A 25,192-nucleotide genomic window follows, 5' to 3' on the forward strand; every position below is an offset into this window, starting at 1 on the left:
GCTAAGGCAGAAAGGACATAATATCCTTCCTGTAAGCTAGAAGCTCCTAACAAAAACAACAAATTAAACTTATGAAATAAGGAGACTTCTAGCGGTTTATGAAAACAAAACTTAAAGTGTGCTAAACACGAAATGCCTCCAACGAATGTTGGCGGAACATTATTTATAATTAACGATAAGAATCTAGATAAAAAGTAATATAATAGAACGCGTAGGTATGGTACTATTTGTGTGTGTGTGTGTGTGTGTGTGTGTGTGTGTGTTTACGAAATTATTTGAACTGACCAAATAATTTTGCAACTTTTTTTCACTTTCTTGTATGTGTTTGATAGATTGTGTCATAAAACTGGGGCAAATGTATAAGCTATTTTTTAGATATGCAAGTTTTAGGAGATAGAATGCTTCTCTACCTGTGTAGTGGTGTGTATATCCCAATGGATTTGTTTCTGAAAAGGAGCCGAACGAAATAGACAATCTAACTGGCAAATTTCGCAGGAGAAAGGTTTGCAATCGTCCATATGGAAGTTAAACTCTACCGTCCGTTCCGTGTGTGCTAAGAGTAGTTTTATGGCTTTTTCCATTTCTTGGTGAGCTTCTCTTAGGGTATAGTAGTAGGGGAGTGTAATGTGGGCGTCTATATGCAGATGCGCACCAAACTGTTGCACTTTTACATTATGTATGTCTATCCATTCGTTGCGGCGAAAATCTTGCAGTACTTTTACAATTTCGGAGAGCAGGGCTTCGTCTTTTTCGTCCATAATACCGCTTAGGGCTTTCCTTACAATTTTGTACCCCACGACAATAATGTATCCTCCAAAAAATAAAGCCACTACGGCATCTAGCCAATACACTTCAGTAATATAAACCAGAATTAAACTCAATACAACGCCTAGAGTGGTTAGCGTATCAGACTGGAGATGTTTTCCCGAGCTCATAAGCACTAGAGAATTTTCTCTTTTTCCCTTTTGGTAAGAGATATATCCCATAATGTAATTGATGAGTGCGGTAATAGCCACAATAGCAATTCCCCAATCTAGCTTTTGAAGGGTGTTTTGATTAAGGAGTGAGTTGGCAGACTGTACAATAATCAATATCCCTGCGAAGATAATAAGGACACCCTCAGCTCCAGCAGTTAGAAATTCTATCTTACCGTGTCCATAAGGGTGGTCGTGGTCTTTGGGTTTTGCCGCAAGGTAGAGAGAGTAAAGCCCCATAAAAGCAGAAATGATGTTCACAATGCTCTCCATAGCATCAGAGAAGATGGCGTCGGAGTTGGTAAGATGCCACGCAATAAGTTTTCCTACGAATAAAGCCACACCTATAAAGGCAATACTCCTCTGGAAGGTAAATTTATTTTTCTCTGGTGTCATATTTATTAAAGGGTTAAGCGGAGGTGAGTTGTGTGATGGTGGTAATGGTATTTTGCTCTAATTCTTCTAATGTCCCATTATTATAGATGATAAAGTCTGCTAACTTCATTTTGTCTTTTTCGGGCATTTGTTGTTTAATGATGTTTTCAACCTCTCGGTAGGTCTTTTGGTCTCTATCCATCACTCTTTTAATACGGAGATTGTCCTCACTAGTTATCAAAACCGATTGATGACAGGATTGATGCAGCCCTAACTCAAATAAAAGAGCCGTTTCTTTAAATACAAATTTGGTATTCTGCTGACTGACCCATGTTTCAAAGTCTTGCTTTACTGCTGGATGGATAATTTGGTTTAGCTTCTCCAATAGGTCTTTATTGTCAAACACTTGCTCTGCAACCCATTTTCTGTTGTAAGTGCCATCGGTAGTATAGGCTTCTTTACCGAGGAGATTGATAATCGCATTTTTCAATGTTGGGTCATCATTAACAATAGCTTTGGCTCTAGCATCTGAATAATAAACAGGATAGCCCATTTTCTCTATGAAATGGGCTGCTGTAGATTTTCCAGAACCAATACCGCCTGTGAGTCCAATTATTTTTTTCATTTATTGGTTTAATGATTAGTAGCCAAATACTTCGTTGAAGCTAAAAGTTTCGTCTAGTCTTACACCTTTTTCGGTCATTTTTAGAGAAGCGAGTTCGTGGTAGGCGTCGTGTTCAAAGAATAGTAGGTACTCATTATCCACACATTGTTTTAAGAACTTTTCTTTCTCTTCCATCGTTAGAAGAGGGCGAGTGTCGTATCCCATAACATATACCAACGGGATGTGCCCCACGGTAGGAATTAAGTCTGCCGCAAAAACAATGGTTTTATCTTGATACTTGATGACAGGGAGCATCTGTTTTTCGGTATGCCCATCTACGAAGATAACGTCCATTTTTAACTCTGGAGCAAAACCATAATTTCCTGTTTTAGGAAGTGGCAAAAAGTCTAACTGTCCACTTTCTTGTATAGGCAAAATGTTTTCTTTTAAGAAAGAAGCCTTTTCTCTAGGGTTAGGATTAACCGCCCAATCCCAATGATTCTCGTTAGACCAAAATTTAGCATTTTTGAATGCAGGGCGATAGCCAGACTTGTCGTCATTCCACTCTATAGCACCGCCACAATGGTCAAAATGGAGGTGGGTTAAAAAAACATCTGTAATATCCTCCCTTACGAAACCATATTTTCTAAGGTTTTTGTCCAAAGAATCATCGCCCCAAAGGGAATAGTGCCCGAAGAATTTATCATCTTGCTTGTCTCCCAAACCACAATCTACTAAGATGAGTTTTTTGCCGTCCTCTATCAATAGTGAACGCATACCTAGTTCTATGAGGTTTTTCTCATCGGCAGGATTGGTTTTTTGCCAAAGCGATTTAGGCACAACCCCAAACATAGCACCGCCGTCTAGTTTAAAATTTCCGCATTGGATAGGATATAGTTTCATATAGTGATGTTTTTTAGTGTTTAAATTAAAAAATAGAGTTAGAAAAGTTCTCCCATATTTTTAGCTCTATTGATGTTAAGGTGTTGGTAAGCCTTATCGGTAACTTCTCGACCTCTTGGCGTTCTGATGATAAACCCTTCCTGAATTAAAAAAGGCTCATAAACTTCTTCCAAAGTCTCTGGATTTTCTCCGATGGAAGTGGCTAATGCAGAAATCCCCACAGGTTTCCCTTTGAAGTTTTCTATCATCACCCTCATAATTTTGTTGTCCATATCATCAAGACCAAACTCATCTACATTGAGAGAATCTAGTGCGAATTTGGTTATCTTTATTTCTATCTCGCCATTGCCTTTTATTTCTGCAAAATCTCGCACACGGCGAAGTAGAGCGTTGGCAATTCTAGGAGTGCCTCGGCTTCTTCTAGCTATCTCTAGTGCTGCATCTTCATAAATAGGAACACCAAGCACTCTAGCACTTCTTTCGATAATCATACCTAAAAGTTCTACTGTGTAGTACTCTAACCTAGATTGTATCCCAAATCTTGCGAGCATTGGTTTGGTAAGCATACCGCTTCTTGTAGTAGCTCCAACTAAAGTAAACGGATTAAGATTGATTTGTACTGAACGGGCATTAGGACCTGTTTCTAGCATAATATCTATCTTGTAATCTTCCATAGCGGAATAAAGGTATTCTTCTACTATGGGAGATAAACGGTGTATTTCGTCTATGAAAAGAACATCGTTTTCTTCTAAATTGGTAAGGAGTCCAGCCAAACTTCCAGGTTTGTCTAAGACAGGACCAGAGGTTACTTTAAAACCTACGCCCAGTTCATTAGCAATAATGTGGGCTAGAGTGGTTTTTCCTAACCCTGGAGGACCATGCAGAAGCGTGTGGTCTAGTGCAGAACCTCGTTTTTTGGCAGCTGCTACAAAGACTTCTAAATTATCCAAAGTACGCCTTTGCCCCGCAAAATCTTTGAACGATTGAGGACGTATTTGCTCTTCTAATAAAAGCTCTTCGGCTGAATAATTTTCTTTATCTGGATGTAAGAAGTCTGGCATAGCTTACTAATATCTGAGGTCAAAGATAAGGTTTTGTTATAAATTAAACTAAAGAATAAATGTGAAATTGAGTTTGGGAGCAACTCATTTCGTTAATCTAAAAAATCCTCACAGCTCTCATTCTGTAAGGATTTTGTGTTTGTTTTTTTAATTTAATAAAATTTTATTCTGCTCCTTCTTGGAAAGTACGCTGACCTAATTCTTGGTCAAAAAGATAAAGTGCAGAGTTGTTATCTTTTACCATTTTAATTTTAGCAACTAACTGAGATGCAGATGCTTCTTCCTCTACCTGCTCATTGATGAACCATTGTAGAAAAGATGAAGTAGCATAACTTCCTTCTTCGTTGGCGGTTTTATAGATGTTGAAGATACTTTTGGTAACTTCTTTCTCGTGGGCTAAAGCTCTTTCAAATATATCTAAAGCATCTTTAAATTCATAAGGCGGAGCGTCTACTTGTCCTAAAATTACTCTTCCACCAACATCATTAAGGAAATCAAACATCTTATCTGCGTGCATCAATTCTTCCTTAGCTTGTACACGAAAATAGTTAGCAATACCATCTAAATCCTGGTTATGGAACCATGCTGCCATAGATAGATAATATTGTGCGGCGTATTGTTCTTTTGTAATTTGTTCGTTAATGAGTTGTTCTATTTTTGTACTTATCATAGTTTAAGATTTTCTACAAATTTAGGGAAAATATTGTAACTTATTTTAAGAGAGTAATATGTAATTTCTATAGAGTGTTTAGACTAAATGTATTGATTTTTGAAAAAACCTTTTTTGTGAGTCAAATGCTAGATTATCAAGGTTTAAATCATTTTTGTTTATCCAAACGGTCTCATTTATTTCATCTAGTTCTAGCTCTAGTTTGGGCTTTTCAGTGAGTTCGTATTGAAAGAATAAATCCATAGTATTGTAATCTATACCCTTATAATGGTAAATATTATCTTGGCTAGAAAGGTAGCGGAGTTTATTTGAATCTATATTAAGTTTTAATTCTTCATAGAGTTCTCTTTTGCAGGTGTTTTCTGCGGTTTCTTTTGGGTCACAAAAACCACCAGGAAGGTCTAGCATTCCTTTTTTAGGGTCTTGATTTCTGCGAGTGAATAAAATTTCGTTTCCGCAAGTAACGAGTACCGCTACGGCAGCGGCACAATTGTGATAAAGCACGAAAGAACATTCGTTACAGGAGAATTTTCTAAGGTCGGTAAAAACTAATGTTTCTTTTCCGCATTCGGGGCAATATTTTAATGTCATATATTTAGGTGTTAGTATTGTTTCTTGGGTGATATTTCATGATGGTTTCTCGGAGATCTTCGTTGTCTAGATGGGTGTAAATTTCTGTGGTTGTAATGCTAGAGTGTCCCAACATTTCCTGAATGTATCTAAGGTCAGCACCATTTTTCAGTAGATGCGTAGCGAAAGAATGTCTAAAGGTATGTGGAGAAATATTTTTTTTGATGTTGGCTTGTAGTGCTAAATCTTTAATGATGATAAACACCATCACACGAGTGAGCTTAGAGCCTCGCCTATTCAAAAATAAAATATCAGAGTGCTTTGGATTGATTTTTATTTCTGATCTAACTTCTAAAAGGTAATCCCTGATAAGTTTAGCTGTATATTGAGCTAAAGGAACGAGTCGAGTTTTGCCACCCTTTCCGTCCACAATTATAAATTCTTCTTCAAAGTTGAGGTTGGAAATTTTTAGTTCTACCAATTCGGAAACCCTTAGTCCACAGCCATAGAGTGTTTCTATAATGGTATGGTTCCTTTTACCTAAAGAGGTTGTTTTATCTATAGCCTCTATAAGACTTTCTATTTCCTCAAAACTTAGAGTATCAGGGAGATATAACCCTAGCTTTGGAGTTTCGAGTAGTCTTGCAGGGTTGTCAGCCCTTAATTCGTCTTCGTGTAGAAATTTAAAAAAAGCTTTTATAGAAGAAATCCATCTAGATTGACTTCTTTCATTGGTGTAGTTTTTAGATATTTGGTAAAGATATTCTTGTATTTGTTCGTAAGAAATATCTAAGGCGGAAGTATCGTTTAGTTTATTTTCAGCGAAATATTGCAGTTTTTTTATATCTCTAGTATAGGCATCAATGGTATTGTTTGAAAGGTTTTTTTCAAACTTTAGAGCATTTGCAAAATCTTGTATTCGCTCGTTCCAATCCATTTAATTTTCTAGCAAATCTTGCGTGATTTGAGTTACCTCCACTCCTGCATTTTTAAGGAAAGTAAGTCCTTCTTCGTCAGAATAATGGTCTATATAAACTAATCTTTTAATTCCTGATTGGTAGATGAGTTTGCTACATTCTTTGCAAGGCGAAAGTGTAAGGTAAAGTGTAGCACCTTCCGCAGTTTGTGTGGTTCTCGCGAGTTTTAGAATGGCGTTGGCTTCGGCGTGTAATACATACCATTTGGTTTGCCCTTGTTGATCTTCACAGCAATTTTCTAGTCCAGAAGGTGTACCGTTGTAGCCATCTGAAATAATGGTGCGGTCTTTTACAATAAGAGCTCCTACTTGTTTTCTTTTGCAGTAGGAAAGTTTGGCCCATTCTTGAGCCATTTTAAGGTAAGCGATGTCAAATTTGTTATGTGATTCCATTAAGATATTTTTGGAATTTTTGTTTAAAAGTTAGGTTTTCTTTTTTCTAAAAAAGCAGTAACTCCTTCCTTTTTATCTTCCATTTCAAATAACTCTCCAAAGGCTTTTATTTCTACTTCGTAGCCGTTGTTACTGTCCGATGCATTAACGGCTTCTATTGCTTTGCTAATACCTTGTGGTGAGTTTTTAGCAATAGTTTCGGCTAACAGTTTAGTTCGAGGCAGAAGCTCTTCTTGAGAGAAAACTTCGTTTATCAAACCAATTTCTTTGGCTTTTTCTGCCGAAATCATTTTTGCGGAAAATATCATCTCGTTAGCAATGCCTTTACCTACTAATTTAGGTAGTCTTTGGGTGCCTCCATAGCCAGGGATAAGTCCTAAGGTAACTTCTGGTAAACCCAATTTTGCATTATCCGAAGCGTAGCGGATATGACACGCCATTGCTAATTCTAGTCCGCCTCCAAGAGCAAATCCGTTTACAGCAGCTATGACAGGTTTTTTGAGTTGTTCAATTTTGTTGAATAATGTATTTTGTCCTGTTCTTGCTAATTCTTCCGCTTTTGGTGTGTTGAAATCGCTAAACTCCTTAATGTCAGCCCCAGCAACAAAAGACTTAGACCCACTTCCTGTGAGAATGATAACTCTGATATTTTGGTCAGATTCTAACTCGTCTAAAGCGGTGCTTAGTTCTTTTATAGTGATGGCATTAAGGGCGTTAAGGCTCTCTGGTCTATTGATAGTGATGGTAGCTATTTTATCTTCTTTTTCTATGATAATATACTGATACATAATTTTTGTTTTTAAATGGTTGAAGTAGGAGCGTTTTTTTCAATTAGTCCTAAAGTTTTTAACTCACTCCAAAAGGCTTTGTGGATGATTTCGTTTCCGTGTAACGAAATGAAATTCTTGTAAATCTGTTCTGCATTTCTACAACCTGTGAGTACAGAAACTACGGCAGGGTGTGCCATTGCAAATTGTAGAGCAGCGGTTCTTAGGTCAACACCGTACTTAGCAGCTACGGTTTGTAGTTGCTTTCTTTTTTCTGTAATTTCTTTAGGAGCTGGGTTAGGAGAGTAGTTCCAAGTCTCATTTCCCGCAAGATAACCACAGTTTAGTGGAGAACCGAGTATAATTTTCACCTTGTTTTTTTGCAAGGTAGGGAAGGTTTCATTTAGTGCCTGTTTGTGGTCTAGCAGGGAGTATTGTGTTGCCATTAGACAAATATCTGGTTGCGAAAAATTCAATGCTTCCAAAACCGCATCGGGCTGATTGATGCCAAAGCCCCAACCTTTGATGATGCCTTCTTCTTTCATTTTGGCAAGCTCAGGGATAGCTCCTTTTTTAGCTTCTTCAAAGTATTTTTGATACTCTTCTTTAGAACCAAAATTAGCAGGGTTTAAATCGTGGATGAAAACGAAATCTAACTTCTGAACGCCCAATCTTAATAAACTGTCCTCTATTGATTTTCTAGCTCCACTTGCTGTGTAATCGTAATTGAAAACGGCATTCATTGGGTTTTTCCAAAGATGTTTAATTTGTTCCTTTGGAGCGATGCCAGGTTTTAAAATTCTACCTACTTTACTAGACAAAATATATTTATCCGAAGGTTTGCCGTCTAAAAACACCCCAAATCTCCTCTCACTAATTCCGTTGCCGTATCTAGGAGATGTATCGTAATAACGAACGCCTAGCTCCCACGCTTTTTCTAGAGTTTTTAGTGCGTCTTCCTCCGAAGTTGATTTCCAAGCTCCTGCTAACGGAACGCCACCAAGCCCCAATACTTTATTAAGGCTATTGCCGTCGTTTAGAGGTGGCATTTCTTCATTATATTCATCAATGGTTTCGTTGTCTTCATTGTTTACAACAGTGCTTTGACCTAACAAAGTAGTAGGTACTGCTGCTGATAATACGCCTAAACCTAAATTTTGTAAAAACTCTTTTCTTTTCATATTACTGCAATTTTGTTTGGAGCTTAATATACAAAAAAATAATTAAGAGTCTTATCTCTGTTGATGCATTTCATTGAAATTGATACTGATGCCAAGTCCAGAAGCTACTTTCATTCCTAAGTCTAAATTAGCACGGAAGAAATGGCAGAGCTGTCTATTGATGATTTCCTCTCTTCTTTCACCATCAATTTTTTGCATATGGTTAATAATATTTTTCACAAGGTTGGCTCTAGCTTGGTCGTCCATCGCTTTGGAATAAAGTAATCCTGGTTGTGTAAAGTGGTCATCATCGTTTTCATTTCGGTTGAAAAAAGCCACTTTATTATTATCTAAATGATATTCGTGAGCTTTGTATGACGAGTCAGGTTTTATATCATCAAAGCTATTTGGATAATAGTTAGGACTGTCTTTATAGTTTGAAGCATCAGCCATTGCACCATCTCTATGATAATGATTTACCGAGAACGGACAACGATTAACCTGCAACTGATAAGCATTAACGCCCACTCTATAACGATGTGCATCTGGATAGGAGAAGATGCGTCCTTGTAGCATTTTATCAGGGGAAAGTCCAATACCATCAATGATATTGCTAGGAGCAAAAACAGACTGCTCTACTTCCGCAAAATAATTATCAGGAATTTTGTTGAGTTCCAATTCTCCCACTTCTATTAAAGGAAACTCGCTATGAGGCCAAACTTTGGTTACATCAAAAGGATTCCAGCGGAACTCATTGGCCTGCTCTTCGGTCATTACCTGTATGTAGAGTGTCCATTTAGGGAAGCTGCCGCTTTCTATTGCGTTTACAAGGTCTTCTTGGGCAAAATCTGGATTTTCACCTTTCATTTTCATGGCTTCCTCATCAGTGAAGTTTTTAATGCCTTGTAGGGTTTTAAAATGAAATTTTACCCAAACCCTTTCATTATTAGCGTTAATCATAGAAAAGGTGTGAGAGCCAAAGCCGTGCATATGGCGATAGCCGTAAGGTGTACCTCTATCTGACATCAATATAAGCACTTGATGAAGAGATTCAGGGTTAAGTGACCAAAAGTCCCACATCATGGTGTGGCTTTTGAGGTTGGTCTTTGGGTGTCTTTTCTGTGTATGAATGAAATCAGAGAATTTTTTGGCATCTTTAATGAAGAATACAGGTATATTATTACCTACTAAATCCCAATTTCCGTCTTCTGTGTAAAATTTAAGAGCGAAACCTCTAGGGTCTCTTTCGGTATCGGCACTACCTTTCTCACCACCCACCGTCGAGAAACGAGCAAACATCTTGCAAGTGTTACCTACTTTAGAGAAGAGTTTAGCTTTAGTATATTTGGTAATATCATTGGTTACAGTAAATGTTCCGTAAGCTCCTGTCCCTTTTGCATGTACTACTCTTTCTGGTATTCTTTCTCTTACGAAATGTGCCAGTTTTTCCTGTAAAACAAAATCTTGTAATAGGACAGGACCTCTAGAGCCTACCGTTTGTGAGTCTTCGTATTCGTAGTAAGGGCTTCCAGAGGCGGTGGTGAGTTTTTTATGAGACATATTTTATCTTTATTTTAGGTTAAAACTACACTATTGTAGTGTTCGTAAAATTAAACAAATTTAGGTATAAAATGAATAAACATTAGTATATTTGCGTAGAAAAATTTTAGGGAAGCCTTATTTACAATTCTATAAAATAATGAATGTTCAGCAATTAGAATACCTCATTTCTGTGGATAAACACAAACATTTTGGCAAAGCGGCTCAGGCTTGTTTTATCACTCAGCCTACGCTTAGTGCGATGATACAGAAATTGGAAGAAGAGCTAGATGTTAAAATATTTGACCGCTCTACACATCCAATAAGAACCACAGATGCAGGCAAGGAAATCCTGCAACACGCTTATAGAATTATTGATGAAATTAATGAGATGAAAAATAAGGCGAATAGTCTCAATAATATTTTGGCGGGTAAGGTGGTGTTGGGTATTATCCCTACGGTGTCTCCGTTTATACTTCCTGTGGAAATTTTTGATTTTCTATCACAGAATCCCAATATAGAAATGGAAGTAAAGGAACTCAATACGGATAGTGTGATAAAGGCATTGAAATCAGGCGAGATAGATGCAGGTATTATTGCGACACCTCATCACGATGCTGATGAGTTTTTTAAAGATGTTTTGTTTAATGAAGAATTGATGCTGTATTCTTCTGAGTATGGTGGGGAAAATGAGAGTAAATTTGTACTTCCTCAAGATATAAAAGCGGATAAAATATGGCTTTTGGAAGAGGGAAATTGCCTGACGACTCAATTTGAGAATATATGTAATCTTAAAGAGAATAGATTGAAACCTAATAATCTTGATTTTAAAGCGACGAGTATCAGTTCTTTACTTCAAATTGTGGATAGAGTGGGAGGAATTACGCTGTTGCCTGAACTTGCGGCTAACCAGCTAGAGAATACTCAAAAGGCTAAAATATCAAGATTTAGAAAGCCTTTTCCTTATAGAGAAATTAGTTTAATCTATTATAAACCTACCTATAAACAAAAAATTTTAGATGAGTTTGTAAAAGTGGTGAGAGAGTCGGTTCAGCCGAAACTTAACTACACGCAAGCTCCTAGAGATTATGTTAATATTAGACCAGATTAAAAGAATATGACTTCCTTTTATAATACATTTAATAGTAAAAAATCTATCTATTTGGGCTGTTGTCTTTTGTGATGTATATAGTTGGTTTTTTTTCGTCGTATCCTTATCTGTTAGACGGTTCTACTAAGAGTGTTAATACACTAGATGTGGTAAGGAATGTTGTGGAGTATGGTGTGATGTTTTTTTCGATAATTACTTTTTGTAGTATTTTATATAGAGGAAACTATTTTTTCAAATCGATAGTTTTTTTACTATTGCTTTTGCTCGGAGCTAATTTTATGATTTCTGCATCGTGTTTGTTTATATATGAGCAAGGGTTTAATGTAGGAATGATAATGAGTGTACTAGATACTAACCTCTCGGAAAGCCTTAGTATGTCTAAAACTTTAATACTACCTATTATAGCGGCTGTATTGTTTGCGGTTTTAGCATTTATGCTTATTAGAGAATTATCAAAAAAAATATATAGATTCAAAAGAGTACCAATATATTTATATTCGTTTGTTTGGGTATTGTTACCACTGCTTTTTCATGCAAAACATAAGTATATTAGTAATAAAGGGGGAGGGAGTATGATTAAAAATGTATTCTACCATGCTAGTGATCTACAAAAAGCATATAACCTAAGAGAAGAGCTAAAGCTAATAACGGAGAATAAAGTCCATTATAATTTATTTTCGCTAGATGGTGGAGAAGAATTACCTCAAAATATTGTCATTTTAATTGGAGAATCTGCAAGAAAGCAAAATATGTCGTTGTATGGCTACGGGAGAAATACTACTCCTATAGCAGTTTCTGAGAAGCATAATATGGAAGTTTATAATAATGCGTATTCTCCAGCGGCTATTACCAACTTGGCAGTGCCTATTATTCTAAGTAATATTGATATAGATAACTATAAAGAAAATATACTATCCATTAGTGATAACATTGTGAATGTAGCCAATCACCAAGGGTACGACACCTATTGGTTGAGTACGCAAGGTGGGGCGGCTGGGATAACGGCAATAGCTTCTTTCTCTAAAAATAAAAAATGGATTAGTGGGTTTGATGAAAGTTTATTGCCAGAGCTTTCGAGTATACTGTCTCTAAATAAAAACTCAAAAAGGAGGAAGGTTATTGTAATGCATATCAATGGCAGTCACCCCTATTCTTGTGATAAATATCCGGAGAAAGAAGAGTATTGGAAATACCAAGGGCAATTGGATAATTGTTACGACAATTCTATAAGATATACCGATAAGATAATGGGGGAAGTGATGAAGCAGATTGAGAAAACTAACTCTGTATTAGTCTATGTTTCAGACCATGGTCAAATCAAAAAAGACGATAAATATATCCATGGAGATTATAGAGAAGCAGTTCAGGTGCCTTTCTTTATTTGGTATTCACCGCTATACAAAACTAAAAATAGAGGTGTTGAGGTAAATAAAGTTGTATCAACAAGCATTATCTACAAAACCATCTTAGAGCTTATGGGGGTGAGTAACCCTAAGGCAGTTAATAACCAAGGAAAATATTTAAAATTAGATATGAAAGCGATAAAATACGATGAGCTTAAATAGTTTTTGCTATAAATAAAAACTTTTATAACTTTGCAGACTCAAAGTAAAGAGGAAAAATTTGACTGATTGCAACCTCACTAAAAAATGCTAAAACAGATTTCTATTTTAGTTTCTTTTTGATGTTCTTCGGTCTTATTTTTAGTATTAAATTTAATTAAATAATAAAAAAATATGCCGTATTTATTCACATCTGAATCCGTTTCAGAAGGACATCCTGATAAAATTGCAGACCAAATTTCTGATGCTTTAATTGACCATTTTCTTGCCTACGATGAGAAAGCAAAAGTGGCTTGTGAAACTTTAGTAACCACAGGGCAGGTTATTTTGGCGGGAGAGGTTAAATCTTCGGCTTACTTAGATGTGCAGACCATTGCCAGAGAAGTTATTAACGAGATAGGCTATACTAAAGGGGAATACATGTTTAATGGAGACTCTTGTGGGGTTTTGTCTGCCATCCATGAACAGTCGCCGGAAATTAACCAAGGGGTTGATAGAGTAGTAGCTGAAGATAATTTTGAAGCAAAAGCTCAGGCTCAAGGTGCGGGCGACCAAGGAATGATGTTCGGTTATGCAACCAACGAAACCGATAATTATATGCCTTTGGCTTTAGATTTGGCACACGCTATTTTGAGGGAACTGTCTGCAATCAGAAGGGAAGGAACGGAAATAAAATACCTTCGTCCCGATGCTAAAAGTCAGGTAACCATAGAGTATTCTGATGACCATAAGCCTATCCGAATTGATAGCATTGTAATATCCACTCAGCACGATGAGTTTTCTGATGATGATGCAATGTTAGCTCAGATTAGGAAGGATTTAACAGAAATTCTCATTCCTAGAGTGGTTGCTAAGCAAAAACCAGAGATACAGAAGTTATTTAATAATGATATTAAATACCATATCAATCCTACAGGGAAGTTTGTAATCGGGGGACCACACGGCGATACAGGGCTTACAGGTAGAAAGATAATTGTAGATACTTACGGTGGTAAAGGGGCTCACGGAGGCGGTGCTTTTTCGGGTAAAGACCCTTCCAAAGTAGACCGAAGTGCAGCGTATGCCACGAGACATATTGCTAAAAATTTAGTGGCTGCTGGGGTGGCAGATGAGGTGCTGGTTCAAGTCTCTTATGCTATTGGTGTGGCAGAGCCTTGTGGGCTTTACATCAATACCTACGGAACCTCTAAGGTGCCTTATAGCGATGGGGAAATAGCGGAAAAATTAAAAGGTATTTTTGATTTGAGACCTTACGCCATAGAAACTAATTTAAAACTAAGAAACCCTATCTACAGAGAAACGGCGGCTTATGGGCATATGGGTAGAGAGTCTTATATCGCAGATAAGGTATTTAATGAAGGTAGAGAAAACGAGCTTGTGATAAAAGATTTAGAGTTCTTTACTTGGGAAAAATTAGATAGAGTAGAGGATATTAAGAAAGCCTTTAATCTCTAAACATAAATTACATTTATTACTAAATGATAGACTTTATCTATGTTAAAGTTTTATAAAATTTTAAATAATCATTCCTGAATAGAGGAATAATTACTTAAATTTGGAGGCAAACATTGATAAAGTTAAATTAAAAAACAAAATTATTATGTCATTTGAATTACCAAAACTAGGATACGCTTACGATGCTCTAGAGCCGCACATTGATGCAAGAACGATGGAAATACACCATACTAAGCACCACCAAGCCTATATAGATAACCTCAATAAAGCAATTGCTGGAACGGAGTTAGAAGGCAAGTCTATAGAGGAAGTTTGCCAACAGGGAAGCGATAAGCCAGCTGTCAGAAACAATGGTGGTGGACACTTTAACCATACTCTTTTTTGGGAGGTTTTAACTCCAGGAGGAAGCAAAGAGCCTGTAGGAAAAGTGAAAGAAGAGATTGAGAAAATGGGAGGTTTTGATAAGTTTAAAACGGATTTCTCGGAAGCGGCAAAAACAAGATTTGGTTCTGGTTGGGCGTGGCTTTGCAAAATGCCAGATGGATCTTTAGAAGTATGTTCTTCGGCTAATCAAGATAACCCATTGATGCCAAATGTAGGCTGTGGTGGTACACCTATCTTAGGATTAGATGTGTGGGAGCACGCTTATTACCTTAATTACCAAAACAGAAGACCAGACTATGTAACGGCTTTCTTTGAAGTGATTAACTGGGATAAAGTAGAAGAAAACTACAATAAATAATCCTTTTTAGAATTAAAAATAAAGAAGCATCATCTGACTAAGGTGGTGCTTTTTTTGATTTCAAGTTTTCGTTGGTTGGGCATTTATCCGTATCTTTGCCACCGAAAAAGACCTTTGAAATGTTAGGAAGAAGACAAATACGAGAAAAAGTAGTACAAACCCTTTATGCTTACCAGCAAAATCCACTTAGCCAAGATGCGTTGCAGAGAAAAATGTTCTCAGAAATAGAGAAGATTTATCATTTGTATGTTTATCAGCTTAATTTTTTAGTTGGTCTAAAACATTTGGCGGAACACCAAATGGAAATAAGCAAAGGTAAGTTTTTAAAGACCGAGGAAGACCTTAATCCTAATCAGAAGTTCATTAGAAACCAAGTCTTAGAAAATATAGAGAATAATCAGGAGCGACTTTCGTTTACCTCAAAACATCAAAATTTAAAGTGGGACTTAGATGATGATTTGTTGGTAAAGACTTTCCAAAGGATGAAGGCTGGGAAGCGTTACCAAGATTTTATGCAGAGCGAAGAAGTGTCTTTTGAAGACGACCAAAAATTCCTTGGGAAATTGTTTTTGAGATATGTGGCAGAAAATGAGGCATTCCATGAGTTGATGGAAGAGAAAGAAATTAGCTGGGCAGATGACCTACATATTTCTAATACGATGATACAAAAGACCATTGGTTTTATAAGAGAAGGCGAACCAAGCCATACACTTATCAAAATTATTAAAGATGAGGAAGACAGAAGTTTTGCACAAAAGCTATTACAATACAGCTTAAACCATTGGGAAGATACGGAAGTAAAGCTAAAAGAACGCCTTAAAAATTGGGAGCTAGACCGAGTTTCTCTTATGGATAGAGTGATTTTGATAGCGGCTATCACAGAATTAGATCATTTTCCATTAACGCCTTCTAAAGTGATTATCAACGAATATATAGAAATTTCTAAGGCGTTTTCTACAGATAAAAGTCAAGTGTTTATCAACGGACTTTTAGGTAAATATGCAGAAGACATCAATCGTTTTTAAAATAAATATACAATGAGAAAAATTACAAAAATAACTGCCCTTTTGGGATTTAGTGTATTATCTCTAACGGCTTGTAATAAAAATGAAAAGCCAGAAGTGCTTAATCCAGAAACGGAAGTTGCAGAACAAATTTCTGTTGAGGAGCAACTACACGCAGAGCAATCTGATATGGTAAAGCAGGCACAATCTTCGCCATTAACATCGGTGGCTTTATCGGCCCCAAGTTTTGATTTTGGTGTGGTTAAATCAGGTTCTATAGTAGAGCATACTTATGAAATTACAAATACAGGTAAAAATCCACTAATAATTTCTAATGTTAAGCCTACTTGTGGTTGTACTGTTCCTGATTATACTAAAGAGCCTATATTACCGGGTAAAGTAGCTAAGGTAACTCTTAAATTTGATTCAGGTAGTTTCCAAGGAATGCAGCAAAAATTTGTGGAAGTTTATGCTAACACAGAAAAAACACCTATTGTATTAAGTTTCACGGCAGATGTACAATAGCTACTATTAAAATAAAATTAAACTAAAAAAAACATGAATTTACTTATTTTACTTCAAGCACAAGCACAGCCATCTATAATGCCAACTTTTATCATGATAGGAGGTATGATAGTTTTCTTTTACTTTTTTATGATTCGTCCACAGATGAAAAAACAGAAGCAAGAGAAAAATTTTCAAGAATCTCTAAAACCTGGTAGAATGGTGGTTACCACATCTGGTATACACGGTAGAGTTTCACAAATAACAGAAGATGGTGTGATACTAGAAACTATGGCAGGTAAACTTAAATTTGAGAAAGCAGCCATATCTCGAGACTTTACACAAAACAGATTTCCAGATACTAAAGAAGTAGTGGACAAAAAATAATTATAAGACAGATTGGTAGCTATATCAATCTGTTTTTTTTCATAATATGGAGCATGGTTTAGAACATAACAAGCAGTCTATAACTACACTAGCAAAGCTTTTAACAGAGGTAGCTACGCTTCTCATTTCTAATGGTGCTAACTCTACCAGAACAAAACGAAATGTAGTGCGTATTGCAGAAGCTTATGGTTACCATGTGGAAGTGTTTTTCTCTTTTTCGGGGATATTTCTATCCTTGTATGATAAAGATGGAAATAACACAGAAACATTGGTGAAAACTATCAATAAGCACGGTATAGACTTTAATCTTATTTCGGATATTAGCGTTCTTAGTTGGGATATAGCAGCACACAAACTTCCTTATGATGAAGTAGAAAAAAGATTAGACGAAATAAGAAGTAAGCCTCACTATTCTGTGTGGGTTAAAATGCTGTGGATTGGTATGGCAACAGCGGCTCTTAGTCAGTTGTTTTCAGGGACTTATTTAGAGTTTTTAGTAGTGTTTCTAGCGAGTGTCATTGGTTTTTGGGTAAGATTATTTTTGATTAAAAAAGAATATAATCTGTTTATGCAGAGCTTAGTTGCGGCGTTTGTGTCTGTATCAGTAGTAAAAATGGCATTGGTTTTTGGTTTGCCAGAAGGTCATGCAGCTCTTACGGCATGTGTACTTTGGTTGATACCAGGAGTGCCTTTAATCAATGGATTTTTAGACTTGTTGGAAGGACATATTGTTTCAGGTTGGGCTAAAGCAGCCTTAGGAACAATGATTGTTTTTATGATAGCAGTAGGTTATTATTTATCAGTATTTGTATTCAGGTTATTTTATGGCGTATGATATTTTAGAAAAGGTATTTTGGGCGGTATTTGTATCGTTAGGTTTTGCTGTACTTTTTAATACTCCAAGAAGGGCTCTGTGGGCGGTGGCACTGCTGGGAGCTTTAGGTTTTGGAATCAAGACAATACTGTTAGTTTATGTGCTGAATGGGCAAGTGGTAATGGCAACACTTTTGGGTGCTTCTGCCGTCGGTCTATCAGGATTGTACTTTGCTCACCGAGTACACACACCGCCTATTGTGTTTACAATACCTGCGGTTATCAATATGATACCAGGCACATTGGGTTATAATTTTATGATGGGGATTATACGCATTGTATCGTCTAAAAAAGAAAACTCTATCACAGTGGAGAATTTGATAGAAATCATCAATAATGGGCTAAATGCAGGATTTACTATTTTGGTGTTGGCGTTTGGAGTTGTTTTTCCAATTTTGATATTCAATACGAGAACGGTAAAGAATAAAGACTTAAACAGGTATCTTAAATATAAAATGATTAAACTTAAAAGAAAAGGTTTTAAATAAACAATATTTATTTATGGGAAGAACGGTATTTATAACAGGAGCTACATCGGGCATAGGGAAGGCTACGGCAGAGCTTTTGGCTCAACAAGGATATAGACTTATCATTTGTGGACGAAGAGCGGAAGTTTTAGAAGAGCTTAAAGAAAATTTATCTTTAAAAACAGAGGTATATGCTTTAGTTTTTGATGTTAGAAACGCCGATGAGGTAGAACGCTCCATAACTTCTTTGCCTGAAAATTTCAAGGATATAGATATACTTATCAATAATGCGGGGAATGCTCACGGATTAGAGCCTCTGTCCGACGGTAATATTTCCGATTGGGATATGATGATGGACGCTAATGTGAAGGGGTTGCTTTATGTCTCAAAACCGATTATTTCTAGAATGAAAGAGGCTAAGAAAGGACATGTCATCAATATTTCTTCCGTTGCGGCTCGCCAAACTTATGCTAATGGGGTGGTCTATTGTGCTTCTAAAAGAGCGGTAGATGTGATTTCGGAAGGTATGAGGATAGAGCTTACTAGTTTTGGTATTAAAGTGACTAACATTCAGCCTGGAGCGGTAGAAACTGATTTCTCTAAAGTGAGATTTAAAGGTGATGAAGAAAGAGCCAAAGCTGTCTATGAAGGCTACGAAGCTTTGAAAGCTGAAGATATTGCAGATGCAATAGCTTATTGTATCAATACCCCAGAGCGTGTTTCTATAGCGGAACTTTGTATTTATCCTAAAGCACAAGCAGAGCCTAGAACCATTTGTAGATAAATAAATTAAAATAAAAAGGGACATTTTATAAAGTGTCCCCTTTTTATTATTGAATTAGCTCAAGCTATAAGTAGTTCCTTCTTTACCATCTTTTAGTTCAATGCCTTTTTCTAGCAGTTGGTCTCTAATTTGGTCGCTTAACTCCCAATTTTTAGCTTTTCTAGCTTCGTTTCTAAGGTTGATTAGGATTTGAAGAGCTTGGTCTAGCTTTTCGTTATTATTTTCTTCTATTTTTTGAAGCCCTAAAACATCAAAAATTAGGCGGTTTAGTGTTTCTTTTAACAAGATTAAGTCGGTTTCACTTATACTTTCTTTGCCATCTTTTAATGCAAAAATAAATTTAACTGCCTCAAATAAATGGGCAATAAGTATAGGAGCGTTAAAATCATCTAGCAATGCAGCGTGGCATTTAGATTTCCAATCTTCAATATTAAATGTGGTATTGTTACCGTTAGCTGATAAATTTTCTAAAACATTCATAGCTTCCATAAGTCTTTGGAAGCCTTTTTCGCTGGCAATCATCGCTTCGTTAGAAATGTCTAACACGCTACGATAATGGGCTTGCATAAAGCAAAAACGCACTACTGATGGATGAAATGGTTTTTCAAAAAAACCATTTTCACCAGAAATAAGTTGCATTGGGAGGATATAGTTTCCTGTGGATTTGCTCATTCGCTGTCCGTTCATTGTCAGCATATTGGCGTGCATCCAATAGTTTACGGGTGAAGTTCCATTACATGCTTTGCCTTGAGCAACCTCACATTCGTGGTGAGGGAATTTTAAATCCATTCCACCTCCGTGTATATCAAACTTTTCACCTAAATATTTAGTACTCATAGCGGTACATTCTAAGTGCCAACCAGGGAATCCTTCTCCCCAAGGAGAGTTCCATCTCATAATATGGGCTGGAGAGGCTTTCTTCCATAATGCAAAATCTTGTGGGTTTTTCTTTTCGCCTTGTCCGTCTAAATCTCTAGTGTTAGCAAAAAGTTCTTCTATGTTTCTTTTGGAAAGTTCGCCGTAGTTTAGTCCTTTTTCGTTGTAAGCTTTTACATCAAAATATACTGAACCATTACTTTCGTAAGCGAAGCCCTTGTCTATTAGTTTTTGTGTGAGTTCTATTTGTTCCACAATATGTCCCGTAGCGGTAGGCTCAATGGTTGGAGGAAGCAGATTGAAAAGTTCTAAAACTTTATGGAAATCTACAGTGTATTTTTGTACAATTTCCATAGGTTCTAGCTTTTCTAACCTTGACTGTTTTACGAAACGGTCGTTGTTTACATCGCCGTCATCGGTAAGGTGTCCTGCATCAGTAATATTTCTTACATAACGCACTTTGTAGCCTAAATAGGTTAAAGTACGGTAAATAAAATCAAAGGACATAAAAGTACGCACATTGCCTAAGTGTACATTGCTATACACCGTAGGACCACACACATACATACCTACATTATGGTCTAAAATAGGTTTAAAAATCTCTTTTTCTCCTGTGAGAGAGTTATATATTTTAAGCATATCTTTTTCGTTTTGAAAAGATTAGATTTAATCTAGTTTTGCATGACTACCAACATAGTGCAGAAACTCTTGCCTAGTGATAGGATTAGTTCTAAAGATACCACTAAGTTCTGCTGTAATGGTAGAACTAGCCGTGTCTTTGATACCTCTACAATTAACACAAAGGTGTTTAGCATCAATAATACAAGCCACATCATTAGTGCCGAGAGCTTCTTTTAGAGCGTCTACTATTTGCATAGTGAGCCTTTCTTGCACTTGTGGGCGTTTGGCGTAGTAATCTACAATTCTATTGATTTTGGATAACCCAATCACCTCTCCGTTAGAGATATAAGCCACATGAGCTCTACCGATGATAGGCAAAAAATGATGTTCACAAAAAGAATAGACTGTAATGTCTTTTTCCACGAGCATTTGTCTGTATTTATACTTGTTGCTAAAAGTAGAGATACCTGGCTTATTTTCAGGAAGTAATCCACCAAAAATCTCATTAACATACATTTTGGCTACTCGCTTAGGAGAGTCTTTTAGGGAGTCATCTGTCATATCTAGCCCTAAAGTTTGCATAATTTCGGCAAAATGTTTCTCTATAATGGCAATTTTTTCTTCAGGTGTTTTCTCAAAGGCATCAGCTCTTAAGGGCGTATGCTCTTTGCCTGTAAACACATCGTCATCATTATCAAAATGGTTATTCATGATATATTGCTATAATGGGAGCAAAGTTAAGAAAATCTTTGGAGTAATTAAGTGTAGAATTTTAAAAGGAACTTTTGGATAGCTGGTATTTATAAACAAAAACTAATGGACTGAAAATAAATTCGTAGTTTTGCAATAGTATTTACATGAGGTTTTAGCACAAAATTATTTAGTGCTGAATATCAGTCTGATTTTAGAATACAAAAATGAAAAATAATACGACAAGTAGCCTTGGATTTTTTAATTATTTTAGAAGAATAATAGGGTGGCATATCTATGGTTATATACTACTAAACTTTTTGGTCGGAATACTTGACGGTTTAGGGTTAGCCATGTTCGTTCCTTTGTTATCTATTGCTACAGGAGATGCTACTAACAATGAGTCTTTAGGGCAGTTAGAATTTTTAGTTATAGCAATTAAACGATTGGGAATAGAACTTAATCTTGCTACAGCTCTTGGGTTGATGATAAGTTTATTTGTTCTCAAGGGTATTGTTTTCTACATTAGAACAATCTATTTTACCAAAATACGCCTAGTAGCCATGCGGAAAATAAGATGGAATCTGCTGTCAGGTTTTAAGGATTTATCTTATGAAGGCTTTACTAAGCTAGATGCAGGAAGGGTTCAAAATAATATGATTGGAGAGGTTGATAAATTGGTTAATGCTATGGTTACCTATTTTGTAAGTATTCAGCACGTGGTCATGCTACTTACCTATGTGGTTTTGGCTTTCTTATCTAATTGGCAGTTTGCCATTATGGTAGGTATAGGAGGTGGGTTAACCAATATTTTCTATAAATATATCAACAAGAAAACCAAAGAATATTCAAGAAAGCAGTCTTTTGTAGGGCATGACTTTAATGGTAATCTTATTCAGGCAATAAATAACTTTAAGTATTTAAAAGCCACAAATTATTTTAAAACTTACGAGAGAAAATTGAAAGATAATATTTGGGTATCGGAAGATCTTAACTTTAGAATGGGGAAAATAGGAGCGATAGCAGAGAGTTTAAGAGAACCTATGATTATCATTATCATTGCAATGGTTATTTTGGTTCAGGTAAATGTTATGGGAGGAAGCTTTGGTTCTATTTTAGTGAGTTTGCTTCTGTTTTATAGAGCTTTAGCTCACTTGGTGAGTATGCAAAACTCTTGGAATAATTTTATGCGAACTTCTGCAGGTTTAGAATCGGTAGAGTTTATTCTTTCTGAATTTAAACGTTATCAAGAACCAAAATTACAAGGAGAAATTCAAAATATTAGTACTATTGATACAAAGGATATTAGCATTACATATGGGCGAACTCCTATTTTGAGAAATATTAATATCAGTATTAGTCCAAAGTCGTCTATAGCTTTGGTGGGAGAGAGTGGTGCAGGTAAAACAACTCTAGCTAATGTGCTTTGTGGTCTGTTACCACCTCACAAAGGAGAGGTTTTTATGGACGGTATTTCTTTATATAAGAGCAATCTAAATAGTTTTAGAGATAAGGTAGGCTACATCACTCAAGAACCTGTGATATTTGATGATAGTATTTTTAATAATGTAACTTTTTGGGCAGAGAAAACACCTGAGAACATAGGGCGGTTTTGGAATACCATGGAAATGGTTTCTATGAAGACTTTTGTGGAGGGTGTAGAAAACAAAGAAAATGCAAGATTGGGTAATAATGGTATTTTAGTCTCAGGAGGACAAAAACAGAGGATTTCTATTGCCAGAGAACTTTATAAAGAGGTTGAGTTATTGGTGATGGATGAGGCGACCTCTGCCTTGGATTCTGAAACGGAAAAACATATTAAGGAAAGTATAGATATGCTACAAGGTAAGTTTACAATGATTATTATTGCTCATAGATTATCCACTGTCAAAAATGTAGACCAAGTATATCTGATGGAAAAAGGGGAGATTATTAATCATGGGACTTTTGGTGAGTTACTAAACAAGTCTGAAAGATTTAAAAAAATGGTAGAATTGCAAGAAGTTTAAAACCAAAGTATGAGCAAACAATATGACTATCTAATAGTAGGGAGTGGTTTATTTGGAGCAATATTCGCTTGCGAAATGACAAAAAAAGGCAAGAAATGCCTTGTTATAGAACGTCGTGAGCATATTGCGGGAAATATCTATACAGAAAATATAGAGGGCATTAATGTTCATAAATATGGCGCTCATATTTTTCATACAAGTAATAAAGAAGTTTGGGATTATGTAAATTCTTTTGTGGAATTTAACCGATACACTAATTCTCCCATCGCTAACTACAAGGGGAATTTGTATAATCTTCCTTTTAATATGAATACTTTCTATCAGTTATGGGGAGTTAAGACTCCTGCTGAAGCTCAAGCAAAAATAGAGGAACAAAGAGCAGAATATAAGCATATTGTCGAGCCTAAAAACCTTGAAGAGCAGGCTTTGGTATTGGGAGGAAAAGATATCTATGAAAAACTGATAAAAGGCTATACAGAGAAGCAATGGGGCAGACCTGCCACGGAAATCCCTGCCTTTATTATTAGGAGGCTTCCTTTTAGATTTACATTTGATAATAATTATTTTAATGATACTTATCAAGGTGTGCCTAATGGTGGATACACATTGCTGGTAGAAAAAATGTTAGAGGGGATAGAAGTAAGGCTCAATACCGATTATTTTAACAATCGGGAACATTGGGATTCTATTGCTGAAACTGTTGTCTATACAGGTAAAATAGATGAGTTTTTTGATTTTCAACACGGAGCACTCGATTATCGTAGTTTGAGATTTGAAACGGAAATTTTAGATGAAGCTAATTATCAGGGGAATGCAGTGGTAAATTATACTGAGAGAGAAATACCATTTACTAGAATTATAGAACATAAACATTTTGAATTTGGCACACAGCCTAAAACCATTGTTACGAGAGAATATCCGCAAGACATGGCTGAAGGAGAGGAAGCGTATTATCCAATCAATGATGAGAGAAATCAAGCAGTCTATCAGAAATATAAAGCTTTGGCAGACGGATGTGAAAATGTAATTTTTGGCGGAAGGTTGGCTGAGTATAAATACTATGATATGCATCAAGTGGTCGCAAAGGCACTAGAGATGATCGCATCTATTTAACAAAATAAAAGATGAAAAAATTACTAACCCTTATAGTTCCTATATATAATACGGAAGAGTATTTACCTAAATGCTTGGACTCGCTGATAATTAGAGAAAATTTAATGTCGCTTTTGGAAGTGCTTCTGATTATAGACGGAAGCCCGGATAATGCACTGGAAATAGCGCGAGAGTATGAGGAAAAATACCCTCAAACTTTTAGGGTAATCAACAAGGAAAATGGAGGCTATGGTTCCGTATTAAAAAGAGGAATAGTGGAGGGAAAAGGCAAGTATTGTAAAGTTCTAGACTCTGACGATTGGTATGATAATCAATCGTTCGAAAGGTTTGTAGAGCAATTGCAGACTATCGATACAGATGTTGTGGTTACGGATTTTGTAAGGGAATATGTTTTTGAAAATCGGTCAGAATTATTTAGTTTACCAAAAGTAAAACCTAATAAAGTTTATGATTTGGATAAAGAAATTAATAATTTGGATGAGGTTTTTGTAATGCATAGGTTAGCGTATAAAACGGAGGTGGTAAGGCAGGCACAAATAGATTTTCCGGAAAAAATATTTTATACGGATACTCTTTTTGCTTCTTTACCCCTTTTTTTTGCTAAAGATTTATGTTACATAGCTGTTCCTCTATACAGATACTTGATAGGAAGAGATGGACAAACCGTAGCTCCTGCTACCATCAGAAAAAACAGGAAAGGAGTGGAAACGGTTATTAGGTATTATTACCAAAGATATACGCAGCATAAATCTCAAATGGCTGAAGAAAAGAGGAAATTTATTTTGTCTTCTATTAAGACCTTCTTCCAAATGTACTATAAAATTTTAGTTCATTTAGATTTTTCTAGTGCAAAAAAAGAATTGGCGGAGTGGCATTCTTTTGTGAAAAAAACACCAGAATATAAGGCGTTTTCGGATATCAAATTGGTGAAGTATTATAATATACTGCCCTATTTTATATTTAGATATACTTCGTTTATTTGGAGAAAATAAGTTATACATT

General features: G+C 36.1%; 26 protein-coding genes. 13 read left to right on the plus strand and 13 right to left on the minus strand.

Translation table 11 applies throughout. The annotated features are described in order from the left end of the window. Nucleotides 1-386: 386 nt before the first annotated feature. The 11 genes from GXW81_RS00985 to GXW81_RS01035 all read right to left on the minus strand — a co-directional run bounded on the left by GXW81_RS00985 (nt 387) and on the right by GXW81_RS01035 (nt 10,013). Nucleotides 387-1,370, minus strand: coding sequence for a cation diffusion facilitator family transporter (locus GXW81_RS00985; protein WP_161530815.1), 984 nt, complete (start codon nt 1,368-1,370; stop codon nt 387-389). Nucleotides 1,371-1,383: 13 nt separating this feature from the next. Next, nucleotides 1,384-1,974 carry a dephospho-CoA kinase gene (gene coaE, locus GXW81_RS00990; protein ID WP_161530816.1) on the minus strand — a complete coding sequence of 197 codons (591 nt, stop codon included), beginning with the start codon at nt 1,972-1,974 and terminating at the stop codon, nt 1,384-1,386. A 15-nt stretch (nt 1,975-1,989) separates the two neighbouring features. After that, the gene (locus GXW81_RS00995; protein WP_161530817.1) at nt 1,990-2,856 is read right to left on the minus strand and encodes an MBL fold metallo-hydrolase; all 867 of its coding nucleotides are present in this window, start codon (nt 2,854-2,856) and stop codon (nt 1,990-1,992) included. Between the two features lie 38 nt (nt 2,857-2,894). Beyond that, a complete protein-coding gene (gene ruvB / locus GXW81_RS01000; RefSeq protein ID WP_161530818.1) occupies nt 2,895-3,917 on the minus strand; it encodes a Holliday junction branch migration DNA helicase RuvB in 1,023 nt (340 codons plus the stop codon). 163 nt (nt 3,918-4,080) lie between these two features. Beyond that, the gene (locus GXW81_RS01005) at nt 4,081-4,587 is read right to left on the minus strand and encodes a ferritin (RefSeq protein WP_153929195.1); all 507 of its coding nucleotides are present in this window, start codon (nt 4,585-4,587) and stop codon (nt 4,081-4,083) included. A 78-nt stretch (nt 4,588-4,665) separates the two neighbouring features. Further along, nucleotides 4,666-5,178: an NUDIX domain-containing protein gene (locus tag GXW81_RS01010; RefSeq protein ID WP_161530819.1), complete on the minus strand. Its 513-nt coding sequence runs from the start codon at nt 5,176-5,178 to the stop codon at nt 4,666-4,668. Nucleotides 5,179-5,182: 4 nt separating this feature from the next. Beyond that, entirely contained in the window at nt 5,183-6,094 is a 912-nt protein-coding gene (gene xerD, locus GXW81_RS01015) for a site-specific tyrosine recombinase XerD (RefSeq protein WP_161530820.1), read from the minus strand. After that, complete coding sequence (locus GXW81_RS01020) at nt 6,095-6,526, minus strand: dCMP deaminase family protein (RefSeq protein WP_161530821.1); 432 nt, start codon at nt 6,524-6,526, stop codon at nt 6,095-6,097. A gap of 23 nt (nt 6,527-6,549) precedes the next feature. Beyond that, the gene (locus tag GXW81_RS01025; protein ID WP_161530822.1) at nt 6,550-7,314 is read right to left on the minus strand and encodes an enoyl-CoA hydratase/isomerase family protein; all 765 of its coding nucleotides are present in this window, start codon (nt 7,312-7,314) and stop codon (nt 6,550-6,552) included. Between the two features lie 11 nt (nt 7,315-7,325). After that, a complete protein-coding gene (locus GXW81_RS01030; protein WP_161530823.1) occupies nt 7,326-8,474 on the minus strand; it encodes an aldo/keto reductase in 1,149 nt (382 codons plus the stop codon). A 51-nt stretch (nt 8,475-8,525) separates the two neighbouring features. Continuing rightward, a complete protein-coding gene (locus GXW81_RS01035) occupies nt 8,526-10,013 on the minus strand; it encodes a catalase (protein ID WP_161530824.1) in 1,488 nt (495 codons plus the stop codon). Nucleotides 10,014-10,152: 139 nt separating this feature from the next. Between GXW81_RS01035 and GXW81_RS01040 the strand changes: the two genes are divergently transcribed. The 10 genes from GXW81_RS01040 to GXW81_RS01085 all read left to right on the plus strand — a co-directional run bounded on the left by GXW81_RS01040 (nt 10,153) and on the right by GXW81_RS01085 (nt 18,881). Further along, nucleotides 10,153-11,103 carry a hydrogen peroxide-inducible genes activator gene (locus GXW81_RS01040; protein WP_161530840.1) on the plus strand — a complete coding sequence of 317 codons (951 nt, stop codon included), beginning with the start codon at nt 10,153-10,155 and terminating at the stop codon, nt 11,101-11,103. A 71-nt stretch (nt 11,104-11,174) separates the two neighbouring features. Next, a complete protein-coding gene (locus tag GXW81_RS01045; protein WP_260393520.1) occupies nt 11,175-12,668 on the plus strand; it encodes a phosphoethanolamine transferase in 1,494 nt (497 codons plus the stop codon). Nucleotides 12,669-12,839: 171 nt separating this feature from the next. After that, nucleotides 12,840-14,120 carry a methionine adenosyltransferase gene (gene metK / locus GXW81_RS01050; protein ID WP_154467642.1) on the plus strand — a complete coding sequence of 427 codons (1,281 nt, stop codon included), beginning with the start codon at nt 12,840-12,842 and terminating at the stop codon, nt 14,118-14,120. Between the two features lie 145 nt (nt 14,121-14,265). Next, nucleotides 14,266-14,862 carry a superoxide dismutase gene (locus tag GXW81_RS01055; protein WP_154469142.1) on the plus strand — a complete coding sequence of 199 codons (597 nt, stop codon included), beginning with the start codon at nt 14,266-14,268 and terminating at the stop codon, nt 14,860-14,862. 119 nt (nt 14,863-14,981) lie between these two features. Continuing rightward, nucleotides 14,982-15,887 (plus strand): transcription antitermination factor NusB, encoded by a 906-nt coding sequence (gene nusB / locus GXW81_RS01060; protein WP_154469143.1) that lies wholly within the window; start codon nt 14,982-14,984, stop codon nt 15,885-15,887. A 12-nt stretch (nt 15,888-15,899) separates the two neighbouring features. Next, on the plus strand, nt 15,900-16,391 hold the full coding sequence (locus tag GXW81_RS01065; protein WP_161530825.1) for a DUF1573 domain-containing protein: 492 nt from the start codon (nt 15,900-15,902) through the stop codon (nt 16,389-16,391). 33 nt (nt 16,392-16,424) lie between these two features. Beyond that, entirely contained in the window at nt 16,425-16,757 is a 333-nt protein-coding gene (gene yajC / locus GXW81_RS01070; RefSeq protein ID WP_161530826.1) for a preprotein translocase subunit YajC, read from the plus strand. 46 nt (nt 16,758-16,803) lie between these two features. Next, on the plus strand, nt 16,804-17,592 hold the full coding sequence (locus GXW81_RS01075; protein WP_161530827.1) for a threonine/serine exporter ThrE family protein: 789 nt from the start codon (nt 16,804-16,806) through the stop codon (nt 17,590-17,592). Beyond that, the gene (locus GXW81_RS01080; protein WP_161530828.1) at nt 17,582-18,118 is read left to right on the plus strand and encodes a threonine/serine exporter family protein; all 537 of its coding nucleotides are present in this window, start codon (nt 17,582-17,584) and stop codon (nt 18,116-18,118) included. Before GXW81_RS01075 ends, GXW81_RS01080 begins: the two co-directional genes overlap by 11 nt. Nucleotides 18,119-18,131: 13 nt before the next feature. After that, on the plus strand, nt 18,132-18,881 hold the full coding sequence (locus tag GXW81_RS01085; RefSeq protein ID WP_161530829.1) for an SDR family NAD(P)-dependent oxidoreductase: 750 nt from the start codon (nt 18,132-18,134) through the stop codon (nt 18,879-18,881). A 54-nt stretch (nt 18,882-18,935) separates the two neighbouring features. On the opposite strand, the gene cysS is transcribed toward GXW81_RS01085, so the two are convergent. Together cysS and folE are read right to left on the minus strand one after the other, a co-directional pair. Next, nucleotides 18,936-20,396, minus strand: a complete 1,461-nt coding sequence (gene cysS, locus GXW81_RS01090; protein WP_161530830.1) for a cysteine--tRNA ligase — start codon at nt 20,394-20,396, stop codon at nt 18,936-18,938. Nucleotides 20,397-20,423: 27 nt separating this feature from the next. After that, complete coding sequence (folE, locus tag GXW81_RS01095) at nt 20,424-21,089, minus strand: GTP cyclohydrolase I FolE (protein WP_013447099.1); 666 nt, start codon at nt 21,087-21,089, stop codon at nt 20,424-20,426. 206 nt (nt 21,090-21,295) lie between these two features. On the opposite strand from folE, the gene GXW81_RS01100 reads away from it, so the two are divergent. The 3 genes from GXW81_RS01100 to GXW81_RS01110 are packed head-to-tail and all read left to right on the plus strand — an operon-like array spanning nt 21,296 to nt 25,182. Beyond that, complete coding sequence (locus GXW81_RS01100) at nt 21,296-23,077, plus strand: ABC transporter ATP-binding protein (protein WP_161530831.1); 1,782 nt, start codon at nt 21,296-21,298, stop codon at nt 23,075-23,077. 9 nt (nt 23,078-23,086) lie between these two features. Further along, a complete protein-coding gene (glf, locus tag GXW81_RS01105; protein WP_161530832.1) occupies nt 23,087-24,190 on the plus strand; it encodes a UDP-galactopyranose mutase in 1,104 nt (367 codons plus the stop codon). Between the two features lie 11 nt (nt 24,191-24,201). After that, nucleotides 24,202-25,182, plus strand: coding sequence for a glycosyltransferase (locus GXW81_RS01110; RefSeq protein WP_161530833.1), 981 nt, complete (start codon nt 24,202-24,204; stop codon nt 25,180-25,182). The last annotated feature ends 10 nt before the right edge of the window (nt 25,183-25,192 follow it).

The organism is Riemerella anatipestifer (assembly GCF_009932355.1).
In the GTDB taxonomy this organism is placed as follows: Bacteria; Bacteroidota; Bacteroidia; order Flavobacteriales; family Weeksellaceae; genus Riemerella; species Riemerella anatipestifer_E.